The following is a 1,033-nucleotide window of genomic DNA, read 5'->3' on the forward strand; positions in this document are numbered from 1 at the left end:
TTGTTTGCCTGCTTCCGCTGGCTTACTTTCGTTTTGACCCCCATGACTGCTATACAGGGTCGACACAGTACGAGATGGACACGCTCTTTCGGATTCGCTCTTGTGGCGGAGATTGTTGATACAGCTTCCCGTTGTCGGCTCGAGTCAATACCTGCACGCCAGAGCCACTGAGATGCAAGTTCACGATCTATTGCACTCGCCACAGAACCGCAAGACGGCTCCGCATCAACAATGTGCTACACAAGAGCGTCTCGGTTATTGTCGCCGCGACCGTACATCTGAGTCCCAGACTTACGGCGAGTACACTGAGACGAAAGGTGGGTTCCTGATAATCTCTACAAATGCAAGACGGAAACCGAAGTCGACGTGAATCGAGATGAGCACGGCAGGATCGATCAAGGATACCGAAGCTGATGTCACGCGACCCGGCGGAGGGACGCAACATCATGCAACCGAGTTTGTCAAGGGTAGAGACCTTAGTGGTCTGGAGACCTTCCTTAAAACACATAATACGATCACCATGGTGGATACGTCATATACAAACAATAGGCTACAAATCGGTGATGAGGAAATCGAATTCGAGCACCGAATCGCAGACGTTCTCGTCGCCGAAGAGACAATCGTCGTTCTCCTGCAAGTCCGGCGAGACTCACAGGAAGAAGTAGACCGGAACATAATCGCGTTCGACCGTGATGGGACCCAGCGCTGGAGAATAGAGGCACCTTCGGAGGGATATGATGGTATGTCGTACATCACTATTCAGTACGAAGATAATCAATTGTCTGCCAGAAATCTGAATAGTTATGAATATGATATAGATATTCACACAGGAGAGGTTACTCAAACAGAAAGATATGACAAGTAATGTAAGCACGTGAGGAGCACTGTCTAATTTAGTTATGCCGAAGTAGAAACTTCGGACGAGTGGTTACGAAAATCGCTCTTCCGTAGGAGATTGTTGATACTACTGAGCGGTCGCTGGAGAGTCGAAGAGGACAAGGGCACCGCGTCAGCGGTGCCCGACACGGATGAT

Annotated in this window: 1 protein-coding gene; it reads left to right on the forward strand. The window is 49.7% G+C overall.

Translation table 11 applies throughout. The annotated features are described in order from the left end of the window. Positions 1 to 376 precede the first annotated feature (376 nt). Positions 377 to 865, forward strand: coding sequence for a hypothetical protein (locus BSG09_RS20065; protein WP_092936267.1), 489 nt, complete (start codon positions 377 to 379; stop codon positions 863 to 865). Positions 866 to 1,033 lie beyond the last annotated feature (168 nt).

This window comes from Natrinema hispanicum (assembly GCF_900111485.1).
GTDB lineage: Archaea > Halobacteriota > Halobacteria > Halobacteriales > Natrialbaceae > Natrinema > Natrinema hispanicum_A.